This window comes from Streptomyces roseochromogenus subsp. oscitans DS 12.976, from assembly GCF_000497445.1.
GTDB lineage: Bacteria > Actinomycetota > Actinomycetes > Streptomycetales > Streptomycetaceae > Streptomyces > Streptomyces oscitans.
This window is the reverse complement of record NZ_CM002285.1, coordinates 3,051,667-3,070,528: the sequence shown is the minus strand read 5'-3', so window position 1 is coordinate 3,070,528 and position 18,862 is coordinate 3,051,667. Positions and strand designations below refer to the sequence as shown.

The window sequence follows — 18,862 nt, the reverse complement described above, 5'->3', positions numbered from 1 at the left end:
TGATCGTGGGTCGCTCGCGCAGTTCCCCGCGCCCCTTGGGCCGGCACACTCCCGCTATGCCAACAGGCCGGACGACCTCCACAGCCGCCTGCCCGCACCCCGCAGCACCCCGATGTCGTCCAGGAAGTCGGTGAGTCGCTTCGCACCCGTCTGCATGACCTCCCGGTGGTGGGCGCTCGCCTTCACCTGGGCCATGGCCTCCCGCTTGTCGAGGCCGACGTTGGTGTAGACCTCGGGATTCACGAAGGCCACCGAGAAGATCCGGGCGAACTCACCCGACGTGACCCGGGTGAACTCCCGCGACCACTTCGGCGCCGTCATCATCTGGCGCCGCAGCTCCTCACGGGCGTACCGGACATGGCGGGCCTCCTCGACCACGTGGATGCGTGTGACGCCACGGATCAGCGGCTGCACCCGCTCGTCCGGGAACGTCAGCCGTTGCATCCAGTCCAGGACCTCCTCGCCGAGGAGGGTGGCGGTGAAGGAGCCGGGCGTGGTGGAAATGGTCTTGAACACGCGGCCGAGGTTCAGGTGGGCCTTGCTGACCGGGTACCAGGGCGTGCCGCCGTGCGAGATCAGCCGGGCGAACATCTTCGAGTGCCGGCACTCGTCCTCGATCTCGGTGAGGGCGTAGCGGACGTGCGCGCTCGTGGCCGCCTTGTCGTAGATGTGCCGCACCAGCAGCTGCATCAGGATGATCTCGAACCAGATGCCCAGCGAGGCCAGCGCCGCCGCCTCGTGCTGGGAGAGCAGGATCCGCTGCTCCTCGCTCATCCGCTTCCACATCGGCGTGTCGTACAGCGACACCAGCTCCGGCGGCCAGAACCACTTGCCCTCCTCGAAGGGCGCGTCCCAGTCCAGCTCCTGATCGGGGTCGAAGGAGTGCTTGGCGGAGGAGGCGAGCAGCCGTTCGGCCACCTGCTCCCGGTCCTTGAGCAGGCCGAGCGCGTCGCGCAGACCGTCCAGCGCGTCCGCTTCCGTCAGGGTCGTCATGGCTCCCTCACCTCGTTACCCGGGGTACATCGTCCTCCCTCTTATGAGACTGCTTGTCAGCAAGGGCGTCAATCCCTTGCGCATGACTTGTTGACTACGCGTCTACGTGTGAGCCTGCGAGGTATGCCGACCCAAGACCTGTACGCCAAAGACCCCGGTGACTCCCCCTGGCAGGTGCCCGCGAGCGGCGCCGCCCGCTTCAGCTGGGAGTACGACCACGGCCGCGAACGCCTGCTCGCCCTGTACCAGAAGGGCAAGGACAAGCAGTGGGACGGGCAGCAGCGCATCGACTGGGACCTTGAGGTCGACCCGTACGACGCGCTCGGCACGCCCGACGAGGCCATGTCCCTGTACGGCACCAGGTACTGGGACAAGATGACGGAGAAGGACAAGGGCGAACTGCGCCTGCACTACGCCTCCTGGCAGTTCAGCCAGTTCCTGCACGGCGAGCAGGGCGCGATGATCTGCGCGGCGCGGATCGTGGAGTCGGTGCCCGACCTGGACGCCAAGTTCTACTCCGCGACCCAGACCATGGACGAGGCCCGGCACGCCGAGATCTACGGCCGGTTCCTGCACGAGAAGGTCGGCCTCGTCTACCCGATCAACGACAATCTGCAGTCCCTTCTCGGCGACACGCTCCGCGACAGCCGCTGGGACATGCCCTACCTGGGCATGCAGGTCCTCATCGAGGGGCTCGCGCTGGCCGCCTTCGGAATGATCCGGGACACCACCAACAAGCCGCTGCCCCAGCAGATCCTCACCTACGTCATGCAGGACGAGGCCCGGCACGTGGCCTTCGGCCGGCTGGCGCTGCGCGACTACTACAAGCAGCTCACCGACGCCGAACTGCGCGAGCGCGAGGAGTTCGTCATCGAGGGCTGCTATCTGATGCGCGACCGGCTGCGGGGCGTCGAGGTCCTGGAGAACTTCGGCATACCCAAGGCCGAGGCGGAGGCCCTGAGCGAGCGCTCCGAGTTCCTCCAGCTGTTCCGCCGGCTGCTGTTCAGCCGGATCGTGCCCTGCGTCAAGGACATAGGCCTGTGGGGCAAACGGCTCCAGGAGGCCTATGTCGACATGGGTGTCTTCGAGATGGGCGACTCCAACCTGGACCTGCTCATGGCCCAGGACGAGGAACTGGCCGAGCAGTTGGACGCACAGCGCTTCGCCGCCGAGGAACGGGACCGCATCGCGGAGGTGCGGGAGGCGATCGAGTCGGGGGCGGCGGAGAGCTGAGGCGGAGGGGGAGGGGGAGGCGGTGGAGGACCGAGGTCGTGGTCGGGCGTTCACCCGGGTGCAGTAACAGGCCGGTCACCCGGGTGCAGTAGCCTCCGGGCGTGTCCATGCCTCCGCCCCCGCAGCAGCCGTATCCCAACGGCCCCCAGCAGCCGCCGTACCCGTACGGCCAGCAGCCTCCGCAGGCGGCCCCCGGCCCGTACGGCCAGCAGCCTTCGCAGGCCGCCCCCGGCCCGTACGGCTCCCCGTACCCGCCGCAGCCGTACCCGCCCCAGCAGCCCTACGGCCGGCAGCCGTACCCCTGGGGTGCGCCGCCCATGGCCCCGCTGCCGAAGAGGCGGCGGGTCGGGCTGATCCTCGGGATCGTGGGCGGCGCCGTCGCGGCGGTCGTCGTGGCGCTCGTCCTGCTGATCGGGATGGCGGCCGGCAGCGGCTTCCCCGAGGCGAAGAACAAGCTGACCCTGCCCCAGACCCTGCTCGCCGGGAAGTACCGGCTCGCCCAGGACCTCTCCGGCACCGAGGGCAAGAAGATCGAGGACGAGGCCGACGGGGCCTGGGACGCCAAGGACATCCACGGCGTGGTCGGCTCCTACGACGTGGGCGGCGACGCGACCAAGGGCACCCTGGTGGTGTCGGGCATGTACGGCCGGTTCAAGAACGGCGACGCGGCCCGCAAGAACATGATGAAGGGTGCCGCCGGGGGCGCGGGCGCCACGGTCGCCGTCCCCGCGAAGGACTTCGGCCTGAGCGGTGTGACGATCACCTGCGAGGTGATCACCCAGGAGCAGATGGGCACGAAGATCACCGTGCCCATGTGCGCCTGGGCCGACGGCAACACGGGCGCCACGGTCGCCACCGTGAACACGCCGCTCGCGTCACAGAACCCGTCGGACGTCGACCTGGGGGCGCTCGCGAAGAACACCCTTGAGATCCGGTCCGAGGCGGTCAAGCCGATCGGCTGACCCCGGCCGCGTCCTTGGACGACTGGGGCGCCGGGAACGTCGTCCGCAGCGTGAAGGCGTACGGTGTCGCGCCGTGCGCCCTCAGGTGCAGCAGCCGGTCCTCCGCCTCGGCCACGGTCGGGCGGTGGCCGGCCGGCACCCACCACAGCGTGGTCACCGCCTCCTCGAGCTTCTCGAACCAGTCCCTGCGCCGGGCCAGCAACTCCCGGTGCTGCCCCTGGTACATGAACGCCGTGAGCGCGTTCGCGTCCCGCCATGTCGACATGTTGATGATGAGCCACTCGTCGCCGAACACGGGGATGTCGGTGGCGTTTCCGGTGTCGCTCCGCAGCCGCCAGACGAAGCCGTCCGCGGCGTCCGCCGTCGCGTTGACCGGGTCGAGCGCGTCGACGAAGTCCTTCAACTGGGGTGAATCCAAAGGGAACTTGAGGCGGGCGATATTGACCTCGGCGAGATCGTACGCCGCTGCGGTATCCGTCATGACCGAACGGTAGGTCGGCGCGGCCGGCGTCGGCACCCCCCGTCTCACAGGCCGAGAACCGCCCGCATCACCCCCTGCGCGATCGGCGCCGCGACCCCGCCGCCGCTGATCTCGCCCCGGTTCGCCGAGGCGTCCTCCACCACCACCGCGACCGCCACCTGCGACTGCGGCTGGTCGTCGGGCTGCGCCCAGGAGACGAACCAGGCGTACGGCGCACCGGAGTTGCCGACCCCGTGCTGCGCGGTTCCGGTCTTGCCGCCGACGAGGGCGCCGCGGATGGCCGCACGCCGGCCGGTGCCCTCCCGGACCACGTCCGTCATCAGCTCCTTCAGCCGTGCGGCCGTCGAGGGGCTCATCACCTGCCGCAGCGGATGCGCCCCGCTCCCGGCGAGCGTCACACCGCTCGTCCGGGTCGTCCGCTCCACCAGATACGGCGTGCGCAGCTGACCGCCGTTGGCCACGGCCGCCGACACCATCGCCATCTGCAGGGGTGTGGCCCGCGTGTTGTACTGCCCGATCGACGACAGCGCCAGCTGCGCCCGGTCCACGTGGGTGTCGAAGGTGCTGGGCGCGACCGAGAAGGGGATGCGCAGCCCGGCGTCGTTGAACCCGAACGCGGCCGCCGTGGCGGTCATGTCCTTCGCCCCGACGTCCACGCCGAGCTTGGCGAACACGGTGTTGCAGGACCACTCGAACGCCGACCGCAGCGAGGCGTCGCCGCAGCCGTCGCCCTCGTTGGTGAGCCGGGTCGTGGTCCCGGGCAGCCGGTAGGGGTCGGGTGAGTCGGTGGGCGCGTCCAGGTCGGTGATCACGCCCGCGTCCAGCGCCGCCGCCGCGGTGACCACCTTGAACGTCGACCCCGGCGGATAGGTCTGCCGTACCGCCCGGTTGAGCATCGGCTTCTCCGGGTCGTGGTTGAGCCGCGCCCACGCCGAGGCCACCGCCTCGCCGTTGCCGGACAGCTGCCCGGGGTCGTACGACGGACTCGACACCAGCGCCAGGATGCGCCCCGTCGCCGGCTCGATCGCGGCCACCGCGCCCTTGCGCCCGGCCAGCCCCCGGTACGCGGCCTGCTGCGCGCCCGGGTTCAGTGTCGTGACGACGTTCCCGACCCGGCCGCGGCCGCGCGTCACGCCGCTCCACAGCGGCAGCGGCGAGAGCATCGGATCCGTGCCGGAGAGCACCCCGTCCCCGGCGTGCTCCAGGAACGTCGTGCCGTACGACTGCGAGGCGAAGCCGGTGACCGGGGCGTACAACGGGCCGTCCTTGTAGCTGCGTTCGAAGCGCAGCTGCTCGCCGGTGTCCACGGAGCCGGTGACCGGCTGGTCGCCGACCAGGATGTCGCCCCGCGGCTGGCCGTACCGGGCGATCGCGCCGCGCCGGTTGGCCGGACTGTCGTCGTACACCCCCGACTGCACCACCTGCACCCGGGCCGCGTTGACCAGCAGCGCCGCCAGCAGCAGCGCGCAGAACGCACAGGCGTGCCGGATGTAGCGGGCCATCGGCCGCCCGCCCCCGTAGTCGCTCACGCCGCCTCCTGTCCGTCGTACTGGCTGCGCGCCGAGTCGCTCACCCGGATCAGCAGCGCCACGATCACCCAGTTGGTGACCACCGAGGAGCCGCCCTGGGCGAGGAACGGCATCGCCATGCCGGTCAGCGGGATCAGCCCGGTGACCCCGCCCGCGATCACGAACACCTGCAGCGCCAGGAGCGAGGCGAGCCCGACCGCGAGCAGCCGGCCGAAGGGCTCCCGCAGGGCGCGGCCCGCCCGATAGCCGCGCTCCACCAGCAGGGCGTACAGCAGGAAGATCGCCGCGAGCCCGGTGAGCCCCAGTTCCTCGCCGGCCGTGGCCAGGATGAAGTCCGACTTGGCGGCGAAGCCGATGAGGATGGAGTGCCCGAGCCCGAGACCGGTGCCGAGCACTCCGCCCGCCGCGAAGGCGAACAGCGACTGCGAGAGCTGGTTGGGCCCCTGTCCGGCCTCGATGGTGCGGAAGGGGTGCAGCCAGTCCTCGATCCGCTGGTTCACATGCGGCTCGAACCGGCCCACGGCGACGGCCCCCAGCACGGCGAGCACCAGCCCCACCGCGATCCAGCCCGTCCGCCCCGTGGCGACGTACAGCAGCACCACGAACAGCCCGAAGAACAGCAGCGAGGTGCCGAGGTCCCGCTCCAGGACCAGCACCCCGACGCTCAGCAGCCAGATCGTGACGATCGGGCCGAGCACCCGCCCGGTCGGGAACTGCAGCAGCCACAGCCGGCGGCCCGTGTACGCCAGCGCGTTGCGGTTGGCGGCCAGATAGGCGGCGAAGAACACCGCGAGCAGCACCTTCGCGAACTCGCCCGGCTGGATGGAGAATCCGGCGAGCCGCAGCCAGATACGGGCGCCGTTGACCGCCGGGAACAGGATCGGCAGCGCGAGCAGCCCGAGCGCGGAGGCCACCCACACATACGAGTACCGCTGCAGCACCCGGTGGTCGCGCAGCACCAGCACCACGGCGATGAACAGCCCGAACCCGAGCGTGGACCACACCAGCTGGGCCGGGGCCGCCTGGTTGTGCGGGGTCTCCAGGTCCAGCCGGTAGATCAGGACCAGCCCGAGCCCGTTGAGCAGCACGGCGATCGGCAGGAACAGCGGATCGGCGTACGGCGCCCGGATGCGCACCACGACATGCGCCAACAGGGCCAGCACGCCGAGCCCGGCGCCGTAACCGGCGGCACCGGGCGGGACCGTGCCGGTCCGTGCGATCCCCACCGCGCAGTAGCCGTACACGGACAGCAGCACGGCCAGCACGATCAGGGCGAGTTCGATGCCACGGCGCCGGGGGAGGCGTACGACGGGTGCGCGAGCGTGTGCCGCCGCCACGGTGGTTCCGGCCTTGGTCATGCCCGGAACCTACCCAAATAGGCCGTCTTGTGTGCAGGCCCTGGCGCCAGCGTGGCGCGGGGCGGGGCGGCCCCGAGCCCTCTACCGCCTCTCCACCACGGGCAGGACCAGCGTGGCGACCGCGCCCCCATCGATCGCGTTGGCGAAGAACAGCTTGGCCCCCAGGACCTCCGCCTGCCCCAGCGCGATGGTCAGCCCCAGCCCGTGCCCGGTGGCCCCGCCCTCCGTACGGAACCGCTGCGGCCCATGGGCCACCAGATACTCCGGATACCCGCCCCCGTGATCCCGCACGGTCACCACGGCCCCGTTCACGGTCACCACCACCGGTGGCCCCCCGTGCTTGTGCGCGTTGGCCACCAGATTCCCCAGCACCCGCTCCAGCCGCCGCCGGTCGGTCTCCACCCGCGCGTCGGTGAGGACGCGCACCTCTGTGTCGGTGCCCGAGGCCCGTACCACCCGCCGGGCCAGCGCCCCCAGCTCCTCGGTGTCCACGGCCGGCTTCTCCCGCCCGGTGTCCAGCCGGGAGATCTCCAGCAGGTCCTCGGTGAGGGTGCGCAGGGCCGCCACCCGGTCCCGCACCAGCTCCGTCGGCCGGCCCGGCGGCAGCAGCTCCGCCGCCGCGTGCAGCCCGGTCAGCGGGGTGCGCAGCTCGTGCGCCACGTCCGCGGTGAACCGCTGCTCGCTCAGCAGCTTGCTCTGCAGGGTCGACGCCATGGTGTCCAGGGCCGCCGCCACCGCGGCCACCTCGTCCTGCGGACGGGACGCGTCCTTCGTACGGGGGTCGTCGACGCGCGCGTCCAGGTCGCCGCCGCTGATCCGCCGGGCCACCCGCGCGGTGCCGTGCAGCCGCCGGGTCACCCGGGTCACCCCGAACACGCCGACCAGCACCGTCGCCCCGATCGCGAGCCCCGACGACCAAAGAATCGATTTGTCGAGCCCGGCGATGGTGCGGGCCTGCTGCGAGTAGTCGACCGCCACGGCCAGCGCCCGGTGCCCGGCCACCGGACCCGCCGCCCACATCGTCGGCCGCCCCTGGTACGAGGAGACCATCGTGCCGCGCTTACCGGCCGCCGCCAGCGCCCGCAGCGGCGCGGGCAGCCCCGAGGGGTCCACCCCGGCACTCGGCATCAGCGTGTCCCCGGCCTCGTAGTCCTGGGTGGCGTCCACGAGGCGGGACAGCGCCAGATCGCGGGCCTGGCCGACGGTCTGGTTGGTCACCGAGACATGCACCAGGACGCCGAGCAGCGCGGCCAGCGCACAGCACATCACCGTGATGAACGCGGCCGCCTTCACGGCGAGCGGTCCCGCCCAGCGGGGGAGCGCGAGCCTCATCGCGCGCTCGCGGAGGCGGCGGCGGACGGCGTGACGGACGGCGTGGTGGACGGTGCGACGGACGGCGAGGGAGACGGCGTGACGGACGGCGAGGGCTTCTCGGTGCGCCGGCCCTTACCGGTGTGCAGATACTCGTCGCGCGAGAACACCATCGCGCGCTGCCCCGGGTCCCACACCCAGGTGGTGCGGTACTCGTAGCCGGAGATATCGGCCGGCGAGCGCTCGATCAGCGCCCGGCCGGCCAGCTCCACGCCGATGATCGCGTCGTTGTCGGCCAGCACCTGCACCAGCTTGTGCTTCTCGACGGTGTAGACCCGTACGGCCGTCTGGTTGGTCGGGTAGAGCCGGAAGCCGAGCGTCATGTCGTCCCGGCCGTCGCCCGTGAGATCCCGGTAGTACGGCGTCAGCAGCGGGCAGCGGGCCTCGTCGCCGCCGGGCCGGCAGTCCTTCAGCCGGTCCACGGTCGCGTGGTACGCCCCCTTCGAGCCGTAGTCGTCCGGATGCGCCTTGATCTCGGCCTCGACCACGTCCACCGGGTCCACCTTGTGGATGTCGTCGCCGGGGACCGTGATCCCCTTGACGACCTCTCTGGTCGCCACCGCGTAGGGGTAGGCGGGGCTGGACGCCGGACGCAGGTCGGGCCAGAGCTTGGCCGGGCTGACGGCGGGGGCGGTCGCACCCGCGCCCCGCAGCCCGCCGGCATCCCCGCAGGCCACGGCTGCCGCCGACAGCAGGGCGACGGCGGCCACGGCGAGGGCGGTGCGCACGGGACGGCGGGCTGGCACGGTTCTCCTGGGGCGTCGGGGTCGGTGGGGCCCCGTACACCTTATTCGTAGACGAAGAATTTCGTATGTACGTCCTTTTTGCACCCGTGAGGGTGCACCTTCGGGAGAGGCTACTCGGCGGTTCGGCGAGTTCGTCCAGCGGTCGGCACCGGGCGGCGGGTGCCACGCGGCCGTCTCCACGGGCTCTCCGGGGCCGGTACGCCGGGCCGTCGGACCGCGTTCCGCGGACCCGCGACAGCGCCTCACCAACTCCCCCTCGCGGAGCCGACCTCCACGGTAACCGGTCTTGCCCCGGGAGCCCGGGCCTGTTCCCATGGTCGAGGGGTGATGGCGCATGAGCGCACTGCGCGTGGTGCCGGCCAATCGGCACGGCCGGGAACGGCTGTACGTCTGCCGCCCGGACGGATCCAATGTCGCCTGGTACGACCGTGAGACAGGCCGGGTCAACCTGCTCGGCGAGGACAGCAGAGACGACGTACTCCAAGCGCTGGAACCGTTCCTGACCGGCCCGGTGACCGTGGGCCCGCCCCCGGTTCCGACCCCCGCGGAACTCGCCCGGCTGACCCTGCACCCGGACGACGACCTGGCACCCAACCGCCCCGGCGAGGCCCTCCTCATCGCCCTCGACCGCGACCCGGGCCCCGCCCACCGGCTGCGCCCCGACCCGCGCCGCCGCGCCCTGGCCGCCGAGGAGACCGTCGGCGCGGCCCTGGACGCCCTGGAGGGCGCCGGCTGGCACACCTTGCACTCCATAGGCCTGCCCGGCGGCGACCGCATCCACCATCTGCTGCTCGGCCCAGGCGGCCTCTTCGCCCTGCACGCCCTGTACGCCCGCAAGACCCGGGTCCTGGTCGCCGACCCGATGGTCGCCGTAGGCCGCCGGGAGGCCGAGCCACTGCTGCGCCGGCAGCGCGCCCTCGCCGACCGGGCCTCCTACGCCCTGACCGCCGAGGTACGCCCGGTGCTGGCTCTGGCCGGCCCGGCCGAGCTGACCATGACCGCCCAGCCGCGCACGGTACGGATCCTCCAGGACACCGAGCTGACGGGGCTGGCCCGGCTGGGCGGGGTGCTGAAGCCGGGGGACGTGGAGGCGCTGCACGCGATGGCGCGGGACCGGAACCTGTGGGAGAGGGTGTAGGTCCGGGGGAGGGGCGGGGCGGGTTTCGGCCCCGGCCGGGCAACGGCGACGGCAACGACAACTCAGGGCAAGGAAGCGGCAGCTCAGGGCAACGCGGCGGCCGACCCCGGATCCAGCAACCCGGCCAGCAGGTCCCCGTACCGCTGAACCCGCGGAGCGATGTCGTCGGCCAGGAACTCCAGCTGGGCCGGGCTACCGCACTCCGCCACCTCCTCCCAGGTCACCGGCGCGGACACCAGCGGCACCCGGCGGGCGCGCAGCGTGTACGGCGTGGCGGTGGTCTTGCGGGCCGCGTTCTGGCTCCAGTCGACGAACACCTTCCCCGGCCGGAGGCTCTTCGTCATCCGGTGCACCACCAGCCGCGGCATGGCGCGCTCAGCCTCCACGGCGAGTGCCTTCGCGTACTCACTAGCCCGTTCGGGTGAACCTCCGCGCACCGCCGCCAGCAGATGCAGCCCCTTCGACCCGGCCGTCTTCGGGTACGCCTCGATGCCGTCCGCCGCGAGCCGCTCGCGCAGCCACAGGGCCACCTCGCAGCAGTGCACGATGTGCGCGGGCGCCCCCGGATCGAGATCGAAAACCAGCCGGTCGGCCTCGTCCGGGTCCCGCACGAGCCACTGATGCGTATGGAACTCGGTGACGAGATTCGCCGCCCAGACGAGGCTCGGCAGATCCTGTACGACGACCATCCGAGCCGGACTGTCCGCGGAGGACCGCGGTACCTCGGCGGTGGTGACCCACTCGGGCGTACCCGGCGGCACGTTCTTGGTGAAGAAGACCTGCCCCTCCGGGCCGTCCGGGTAGCGCAGGAAGGACACGGCCCGGTCGCGCAGATGCGGCAGCAGTACATCGGCGCTGGTCGCGTAGTAGTGCACCAGCTCCGCCTTGGTGAAGCCGGTCTCCGGATACAGCACCTTCTCCAGGTTGCTGAGCGCGACCCGCCGCCCCTCCACCTCTGTCATAGGCGTCATACGATGACAATCCCAGACAAGCCGGTGAAATCGATGGAATCGGTAACGGAATCGGCAGGGGCCTCGGCAGGGACATCGACAGCGGAATCGACAAAGGGAAGGGTGCGGCACGTGCGATCCATATGGAACGGCGCCATCTCCTTCGGTCTCGTCAGCATCCCGATCAAGCTGGTGAACGCCACGGAGAGCCACTCGATCTCCTTCCGCCAGATCCACACCGAGGACAACGGCCGCATCCGCTACCGCAAGGTGTGCGAACTGGAGGACCGCGAGGTCGGCCAGTCGGAGATCGGCAAGGGGTACGAGGACGCGGACGGCACGATCATCCCGATCACGGACGATGACCTGGCCCACCTGCCCATCCCCACGGCCCGCACGATCGAGATCGTGGCCTTCGTCCCGGGCGACCGGATCGACCCGCTCCAGATGGACGCGGCGTACTACCTGGCCGCCGGCGGTGTGCCCGCCGCGAAGCCGTACGTCCTGCTCCGCGAGGCCCTGAAGCGCAACAACAAGGTGGCCATCGCGAAGTACGCGCTGCGCGGCCGCGAACGCCTCGGCATGCTGCGGGTGGTCGGCGACGCCATCGCCATGCACGGCCTGCTCTGGCCGGACGAGGTCCGCGCCCCCGAAGGCGTCGCCCCCGACACGAACGTCACCGTACGGGACAAGGAACTCGACCTCGCGGACGCCCTGATGGACACCCTCGGCGAGGTCGACCTGGAGGATCTGCACGACGAGTACCGGGCCGCGCTGGAGGAGGTCATCGCCGCGAAGGCTTCCGGCGAGGCACCACCGGAGGCCCCCGCGCCGGCCGCCGGGGGCAAGGTGCTGGACCTGATGGCGGCCCTGGAGAGCAGCGTGCGCGCGGCCCGCGAGTCCCGCGAGTCGCCATCCGGCGCCGAAGCCGAGATCAAACCCCTGCCCCGAAAGACAAAGCCCGCCCCCACGGCCAAGAAAACGGCAGCCGCCAAGAAGACGGCAGCGGCGAAAAAGTCAGCAACCAAGTCCACGGCGAAGAAACCAGCTCCGAAGAAGACGACATCCCGCAAACGAACGGCTTGAGCCCGCCCCCGGGTCTAGGCGAAGACGTCGTACGCGGCGCCGCTCGTCGTGGATTTCTTCCTCACCCCGCGCACGTACCACCGGGCCGAGTCGCTGCCGTTCCTGGTCATGGCGATCGCGCAGCCGGCTTCGCCCTGCTGACGGTGGCCGCCGACTGCCGCGCCGTGGTGACCCTCTGGCCTGCGCCCGCGGAGGGTCGGGGAAACATCCAGAACTTCGCCAGTGCCGATGCAACAGGCTGTCATTCCTCGCGTGGCTGATTCAGGGTGTGCGCACAAGGGCAAAGAAGGGCAACCGTCATGAATGTCGGGGAGTTCGTGGCCGAACTGAACGCGGCCGGAGTGGCGATGTACGAGGAGGAGGGGAAGCTCCGCTATCGCGCGCCCCAAGGCGTGATGACACCGGAGCGGCTGGAGACGCTTCGAGCCCACCGCGACGCCGTCCTTGCCCTGCTGCGCGCCGAGGAGTACGGGGCCTCCGTCGTCGCCGACCCCGCGTCGGCCCACGAGCCCTTCCCGCTCACCGACGTCCAGGCGGCGTACCTGCTCGGGCGGAGCGAGGCGTTCGACTACGGTGGCGTGGCATGCCATGGCTACCTCGAGATCGCCCTCCCGCACTGGGGCGCCGCGCGGATCGAGGGGGCATGGAACGAGCTGATCCGGCGTCATCCCATGTTGCGCGCCGTGGTCTCCGCCGAGGGATACCAGCGTGTTCTCCCGGACGTCCCGCACTACGACGTCCGTCACGAGGACCTGCGCGGCGCCGCCGACGAGGTGCGTACGCGCGCCCTGGAGGCGACCCGGGGGGAGATGTCGCACCAGGTGCGGCAGACCGACCAGTGGCCGCTGTTCGACGTCCGCGTCACCGAGACCGACGAGTCCCTGCTCCTGCACGTGGCCGTCGACCTGCTGATCTGCGACTACAGCGGCATCCGGCTGCTGCTCGCCGAGCTGGCGGCCCTGTGTACGGGCGCGGACCGGCCCGAGCCGCTGGACGCCACGTTCCGCGACTACGTCCTCGCCACGGGCCGGGTCCGCGAGGGCGACCGCTACCGGCGGGACCGCGACTACTGGTGGTCACGGATCGACGACCTGCCGGCCGCGCCCGACCTGCCGCTGCGCACCGACTCGCTCAGCGCCCCGTCGAGGTTCACCCGGCACGGGCTGCGGCTGACCCCCGCCCAGTGGGAGACCCTGACCCGGCGCTCCACCGAAGCCGGCGTGACCGCCTCCGGGGTCCTCCTGCAGGCCTTCGCCGAGACGGTCGGCCGCTGGAGCCGCCACCCCCGCTTCACCCTCAGCCTCACCGTACAGAACCGGCTCCCGCTGCACCCCGACACGGACCGCGTCATCGGCGACTTCAGCTCCACGAGCCTGCTCTGCGTGGACCTCACCGAAGGCACCACGGTCGCCGACCGCATGCGGACCCTACAGGCCCGCCTCTGGGAGGACATGGACCACCGGCTCTGCTCGGGCGTCGAGGTGCTGCGGGAGCTGGCCCGCCGCCGCGGGCGCGCCGAGGCCCTGCTGCCGGTGACCTTCACCAGCACCGTCAGCGGCGGCTCCGCAGGGGCCGAGACCGTCTCCTCGCTGATGCCCGGAGGTGAGCTGGTCCACGGCATCACCCAGACCCCGCAGGTCTGGATCGACTGCCAGGTCATGGAGGACGGCGGCGGTCTCCTCGCTCACTGGGACGTCCGCGAGGGAGTCTTCCCCGACGGCATGGTCGACGACATGTTCGCCGCGTTCTCCGATCTCGTGATGCGGCTGGTCGACGCCTCCGCCGTCTGGGAGGAGGCCGACCCGCTCGCTCTCCCCGCCCGGCAGACGCAGCGGGTGGCCGACGTCAACGCCACCGCCGCGGCGCACCGCCACCAGCTCCTGCACACCGCGGTCGTCGAGCAGGCGGAACGCACGCCCGACCGGGCCGCGCTGATCACCTCCTCGCGCAGCCTCAGCTACGCCGAACTCCTCGGCAGGGCGCGGACCGTGGCCGAGGCCGTCCGCGACGCCGGCGGACGACCGGGACAGCGCGTGGGCATCGTGATGGAGAAGGGCTGGGAGCAGGTCGTCGCCGTCCTCGGCGTGCTGCTCGCCGACTGCGCCTACCTTCCCGTGGACACCACCCAGCCGGCGCTGCGCCGCAACGCCGTGCTGACCGACGCCGAGGCACACCTCGTGCTCACCCAGGATGCGCTGCTGCCCGCCCTTGGCCTCCCGGAGGGCATGCGGGCGGTCGCCGTCGACACCCTGGCCCCCGTCGACCCGCGGGACCACGCCGCCCCCCGGCACCGGGCGGTGCCCGACGACCTCGCGTACGTCATCTACACCTCGGGCTCCACCGGCACCCCCAAGGGCGTGATGATCAGTCACGCCGCCGCGCTCAACACCATCGACGACATCAACACCCGGTTCTCGGTGACCGCCGAGGACCGTGTGCTCGGACTGGCCCAGCTCGGCTTCGACCTGTCGGTGTACGACATCTTCGGTCCCCTCTCGACCGGTGGCGCGCTCGTCCTGCCCGACGCCGCACGCCGCGGCGATCCCGGGCACTGGGCGGAGCTGCTCACCGCCCACGCCGTCACCGTGTGGAACTCCGTGCCCGCCCAGATGCAGATGCTGGAGGAGTACCTCCGTACCGAACCCGGTGCGGACGTCTCCCGGCTGCGACTGGCGATGCTGTCGGGCGACTGGATACCCGTCACCCTCCCCGACGCGGTCCGGCGCCGGGTGCCCGGGCTGAACGTGGTGAGCCTCGGCGGTGCCACGGAGGCAGCCATCTGGTCGATCTGCCACCCCGTCACCACGGTGGACGCCGGTGCGCGCAGCATCCCGTACGGAAGGCCCCTGGCCAACCAGCGCTTCCACGTCCTCGACACGTTCCTGCGGGAATGCCCGATTCACGTCACCGGCGAGCTGTACATCGCCGGAGCCGGCCTCGCCCTCGGTTACCTCGGGGACCCCGAGCGCACCGCCGAGCGATTCGTGACGCATCCCGTCACCGGCGAACGGCTCTACCGCACGGGCGACATGGGCCGGCGCCTGGACGACGGCGAGATCGAGTTCCTGGGCCGCGTCGACCGCCAGGTGAAGCTGAACGGCCACCGCGTCGAGCTCGCCGAGGTCGAGGCGGCGCTCCAGGCCCACCCCGCGGTGGAGGCCACCGCGGCCACCGTCCAGGGCGAGGGCACCGCGCGCCGGCTCGTCGCCTTCGCCGAGCCCGTGCGGACCGAGGCACCCGAACTCCCGGCCGCACTGAGGGAGAAGGCGGCCGCCGGCGTCACCGAAGCCGTCCACGCCGTCGAGGCGGGCGAGGTGACCGAGATGGTCGAGCTGCTCGACGTCTCCGCCCTCCAGTCGATGGCCGTCCTCTTCCGGTCCTGCGGGCTCTTCCCCGACGCCACGGCCGAGCACACCGCCGAGGAGGTCATCGAGGCCGTGGGCGCGGCCCCGGAGAACCACTACCTCGTACGACGCTGGCTGGCCGCCCTGGAACAGGAGGGCCGGGTGGTCCAGGATGCGGACACCGGCCGCTACCGCGAGCTGCGGGAGGACGCACCGGGGGAGCACGAGGCGGTCCTGGACCGGATCGACGCACTGGAGCCCCGGATCCGCTGGGGCGCCGAACTCGTCCGCTACCACCGGGTCTCCGAGCAGCACCTCGCCCCGCTCGTGCGCAACGAAATCGACCTCAAGACGCTGCTCTTCCCCGAGGGCCGCCTGGAGACCGCCGAGGCGGCCTACCGCGACAACCTGATCAGCCGTCACAACAACGCGGTCGTGGTGGCCGCGCTGCGCGAGATCGCCCAGCGGCACGGCGGCCCCGAGCCGCTCCGGCTCCTGGAGATCGGCGCCGGAGTGGGCGGCACGAGCACCGTCCTGGTGCCCGAGCTCGACGGCCTGGGCGTCGACTACCTGTTCACCGACCTGTCCCACTTCTTCCTCACGGCGGCACAGGAGAAGTTCCAGGACTTTCCCTGGGTTCGCTACGGGCTGTTCGACCTCAACCGCGACTACCGCGCCCAGGGCCTCGCACCGAACTCGTTCGACGTGATCCTGCTGGCCAACGTCCTGCACAACTCCGTGCACGCCGAGCACGTCCTCACCCGGCTGCGGGAGCTCCTCGCGCCCGGCGGCTGGCTGGTCTTCATCGAGGCGACCCGCGACGCGTACCACGTCATGACCTCCATGGAGTTCAACGCGGGCCTCCACGGCTTCGAGGATGAGCGCCGGGAGACGGGGCAGACGTTCTTCGGACGCGATCAGTGGCTGCGGATGCTCGGTGAAGCCGGCGCCGAGGTCGCCTTCTGTCTGCCCGAGGAACACAGCCCGCTGTCCCGCATCGGCCAGCACGTGTTCGTGTCCCGCTTCAAGGCCGATCGAACCCGGCTGCGGCCCGAGGCGCTCGTCGGCCATCTGCGCGACCGGCTTCCGTCGTACATGATTCCGGCCGAACTCCAGGTCGTGGACGGCATTCCCCTCACCGGCAACGGCAAGGTCGACCGCGCCCGTCTCGACGCGTGGACCGCGTCCGCGGCGCAGGGGCGGGTCGACGAGGGCGGCGACGCGCCGCGCGACGACATGGAGCAGACCCTGGCCGAGCTCTGGACCGACGTGCTGCCGGTCGCCTTCGTCGGTCGCGACGCCAACTTCTTCGACCTCGGCGGCGACTCGCTGCTCGTGGCCCGGCTCGTCACCAGGATGCGCGAACGGCTGCCCGAGGCCGCCGACCTGGAGTGGGACGACCTGCTGCGCCTGGTGATGAACCGGCCGACCGTGGCGGCGCTCGCCCAGCACCTCGGCGCCACCCGCGGAAGCGACCCCGCCCTCACAGGGGCGGTCGCCGTCTCCCCGCTGGTCCGGCTCAGCGACGGCGCCGCCGGTGCCCCGGACACCGCCACCCGCGTCATGGTGCACGACGGGACGGGCACCCTTGTCCCGTACCGCGCAGTGATCCGGGAGTTGGGAGACCGGCTGCCCCTGGCAGGTCTCGTCGTCGACGACATCGAGACGTTCCTGAAAGCGGATCCGCGCACCCAGGTCGCGAAGCTCGCCGAGCGGCACGCCGAGGCCCTCCTCGCCGCAGGGCTGGGGAAGGTTCACCTCGTCGGCTACTGCATGGGCGGTCTGCTGGTGCCCGAACTCGCCCGTCGGCTGACCGCCGCCGGTGCCGAGGTGACCGGCCTCACGGTGATCAGCAGCTACCGGGTGCCGTACCTCGTGGAGGACGACCTGCTGGCCGAGTACATCTTCGCCCGGCTGATGCGCGCGGACCTGGTCGGACTCGGCTACCCCAAGGACGAGTCGACCACGCGGGACCTCGTGCGAGCGACGACCGAGCACTTCGCGAACACGGTGCCGCAGGGCAGCCTCGTCGACCGGCCGGAGTCGGCACTGACCGGGCCAGGACGGGAGGCGCTGCGGGCCTTCCGGGCCCTTGCCGAGCGGCCCCAGGAGGAGCGGCTGCGCGCCATCGGCGCGTCGATGCCGGTGGAGGACGCCGGACTCCGCTCCGAGGAGCGGCTGTCCCGGCTGTACCGCATCGTCAAGCACAGCCTCGTCTCCGTCGCCCTGCACGAGGCGACGCCCTGTGACCTGCCGGCGACATTCGTCCGCCAGACGGGTGAGGCCGAGATCTTCCCCGGCATGCACCGTGACATGACGGAGTACTGGCAGCAGGTGTGCGGAGACGGGCTGAACGTCGTGGACGTCCCCGGTGACCACTTCACCTGCGTCCAGCCGCCCAACGCACAGGCCGTGGCACGCGCGCTGCTGTCGGAGGACGGCCGGTGAGCGGCGAACCGTCCCTGATCGGCATCCTCGGCGGGTACGGGGCGGTCGGCGCGGCCGCCGCTCGTGCCCTCGCGTCCGAGGGGGAGTTCCGGCTGCGGATCGGCGGCCGGAACCCCGAGGCGGCGGCGCGCTGCGCCGCCGCCCTCGGCGGGCAGGCCCAGGCGAGGGAGGTCGACGCACGGTCCGACGCGAGCCTCGAACGGTTCGCCCAGGGCTGCGACGTGGTGCTCCACTGCGCCGGCCCCGCCTACGAACTGGCCGACCGCCCCCGCCGGGCGGCGGCCGCCGCGGGGGCCGACTACGTGGACGTGATGGACGGCTGCGGTCCCGGTCCCGCCCCGGCGGGTGAACGTACGGCAGTCCTGTCGGCCGGGCTTTCGCCCGGCCTGTCGGGGCTGCTGCCCCGGCTTCTCACGGATGGGCGGCACTCGCCGGAGGGCCCCCGGTTCACCGGCTGCTACGTCTCGCTCGGTGCGTTCACCCGGACCGGCGCCATCGACTACCTGCTGAGCCTGGACCGCGGTTACGGCACTCCGCGCGCCCAGTGGCGCGACGGGCGCGTCGTCCACGGCGCTCTGCGAGGGGCGCAGGAGCGTGTGGTGGCGGGCGTGCCGCGCCCGGTCACCGCGTACCCCTATCTCACCCAGGAGCTGGTGAGCCAGGCCCGCACCCTGGGCCTCGCGGAGGCCCGCTGGTACAACGCCTTCGACGGCCGGCACCTGCTCGACGCGCTGAACCGCTACCGGGCCGGCGACGATCGCGCGGCCAGTCTGGAAGCGCAGGCGGCCGGCGTGGTGCGGGCCAGCACGCTCGACGCCCTGGGGCGTTCCCCGTACCACGTGCTGTGCGGTGTCCTGGAGTTCGCGGGACCCGACGGTGTCGCGGTGCGCCGCAGGGCGCTGATCCGCGGCGAGGACGGATCGGCGATGACCGGCGTGGTGGGCGCGGTCGCGGCCCGGGAGGTGGCCCGGGGACGGGTTCCCCGCGGTGTGCACCGGGCGGCGCAGCTGCTGCCGGCCCGAGGGGTCCTGGACGCGCTGCGGCGGCACCTGCCCGGCACGGTCGTCACCCTCGACGAGGGGACCCTCGAGGACGGACTCGCCGCGGACGCACGCGTCGGGGGCGGACACGCCGGCGACGCGCCCTCCGCTGACGCACTCGTGGGGGACGCCGTCCCCGCCGGCCTGGTCATGGAGGAAGGCGTGCTGTAACGCGGCCCGGGA

Annotated in this window: 13 protein-coding genes; 6 read left to right on the top strand and 7 right to left on the bottom strand. The window is 71.8% G+C overall.

The window, feature by feature from the left end:
• Positions 1-54: 54 nt before the first annotated feature.
• Positions 55-993: an AurF N-oxygenase family protein gene (locus M878_RS62940; RefSeq protein ID WP_023546797.1), complete on the bottom strand. Its 939-nt coding sequence runs from the start codon at positions 991-993 to the stop codon at positions 55-57.
• A gap of 123 nt (positions 994-1,116) precedes the next feature.
• Here M878_RS62940 and M878_RS62935 point away from each other — a divergent pair, with 123 nt between their 5' ends.
• Together M878_RS62935 and M878_RS62930 are read left to right on the top strand one after the other, a co-directional pair.
• Positions 1,117-2,226 carry a ferritin-like domain-containing protein gene (locus M878_RS62935; protein WP_023546796.1) on the top strand — a complete coding sequence of 370 codons (1,110 nt, stop codon included), beginning with the start codon at positions 1,117-1,119 and terminating at the stop codon, positions 2,224-2,226.
• 107 nt (positions 2,227-2,333) lie between these two features.
• Entirely contained in the window at positions 2,334-3,188 is an 855-nt protein-coding gene (locus M878_RS62930) for a hypothetical protein (protein WP_023546795.1), read from the top strand.
• On the opposite strand, the gene M878_RS62925 is transcribed toward M878_RS62930, so the two are convergent.
• The 5 genes from M878_RS62925 to M878_RS62905 form a co-directional block, all read right to left on the bottom strand.
• Positions 3,172-3,669 carry a DUF3291 domain-containing protein gene (locus M878_RS62925; RefSeq protein WP_031224861.1) on the bottom strand — a complete coding sequence of 166 codons (498 nt, stop codon included), beginning with the start codon at positions 3,667-3,669 and terminating at the stop codon, positions 3,172-3,174. The genes M878_RS62930 and M878_RS62925 overlap by 17 nt on opposite strands.
• Positions 3,670-3,713: 44 nt before the next feature.
• On the bottom strand, positions 3,714-5,171 hold the full coding sequence (locus M878_RS62920) for a penicillin-binding transpeptidase domain-containing protein (RefSeq protein WP_031224859.1): 1,458 nt from the start codon (positions 5,169-5,171) through the stop codon (positions 3,714-3,716).
• A 23-nt stretch (positions 5,172-5,194) separates the two neighbouring features.
• On the bottom strand, positions 5,195-6,556 hold the full coding sequence (locus M878_RS62915) for an FtsW/RodA/SpoVE family cell cycle protein (RefSeq protein ID WP_023546792.1): 1,362 nt from the start codon (positions 6,554-6,556) through the stop codon (positions 5,195-5,197).
• Positions 6,557-6,637: 81 nt separating this feature from the next.
• Positions 6,638-7,888, bottom strand: coding sequence for a sensor histidine kinase (locus tag M878_RS62910; RefSeq protein ID WP_031224858.1), 1,251 nt, complete (start codon positions 7,886-7,888; stop codon positions 6,638-6,640).
• The gene (locus M878_RS62905; protein WP_031224857.1) at positions 7,885-8,673 is read right to left on the bottom strand and encodes a hypothetical protein; all 789 of its coding nucleotides are present in this window, start codon (positions 8,671-8,673) and stop codon (positions 7,885-7,887) included. The genes M878_RS62910 and M878_RS62905 overlap by 4 nt, the downstream gene beginning before the upstream one ends.
• Positions 8,674-9,007: 334 nt before the next feature.
• Between M878_RS62905 and M878_RS62900 the strand changes: the two genes are divergently transcribed.
• Positions 9,008-9,811 (top strand): NERD domain-containing protein, encoded by an 804-nt coding sequence (locus M878_RS62900; protein ID WP_031224850.1) that lies wholly within the window; start codon positions 9,008-9,010, stop codon positions 9,809-9,811.
• 83 nt (positions 9,812-9,894) lie between these two features.
• Here the strand turns inward: M878_RS62900 and ligD are convergent, their stop codons facing one another.
• A complete protein-coding gene (gene ligD / locus M878_RS62895; RefSeq protein ID WP_031224849.1) occupies positions 9,895-10,782 on the bottom strand; it encodes a non-homologous end-joining DNA ligase in 888 nt (295 codons plus the stop codon).
• Between the two features lie 111 nt (positions 10,783-10,893).
• On the opposite strand from ligD, the gene ku reads away from it, so the two are divergent.
• From ku to M878_RS62880, 3 genes are all read left to right on the top strand, one after another.
• Positions 10,894-11,847 (top strand): non-homologous end joining protein Ku, encoded by a 954-nt coding sequence (ku, locus tag M878_RS62890; protein WP_037730604.1) that lies wholly within the window; start codon positions 10,894-10,896, stop codon positions 11,845-11,847.
• A 299-nt stretch (positions 11,848-12,146) separates the two neighbouring features.
• Positions 12,147-17,639 carry a non-ribosomal peptide synthetase gene (locus M878_RS62885; protein ID WP_023546785.1) on the top strand — a complete coding sequence of 1,831 codons (5,493 nt, stop codon included), beginning with the start codon at positions 12,147-12,149 and terminating at the stop codon, positions 17,637-17,639.
• Positions 17,636-18,850 carry a saccharopine dehydrogenase NADP-binding domain-containing protein gene (locus M878_RS62880; protein ID WP_023546784.1) on the top strand — a complete coding sequence of 405 codons (1,215 nt, stop codon included), beginning with the start codon at positions 17,636-17,638 and terminating at the stop codon, positions 18,848-18,850. The genes M878_RS62885 and M878_RS62880 overlap by 4 nt, the downstream gene beginning before the upstream one ends.
• Positions 18,851-18,862: the final 12 nt, after the last annotated feature.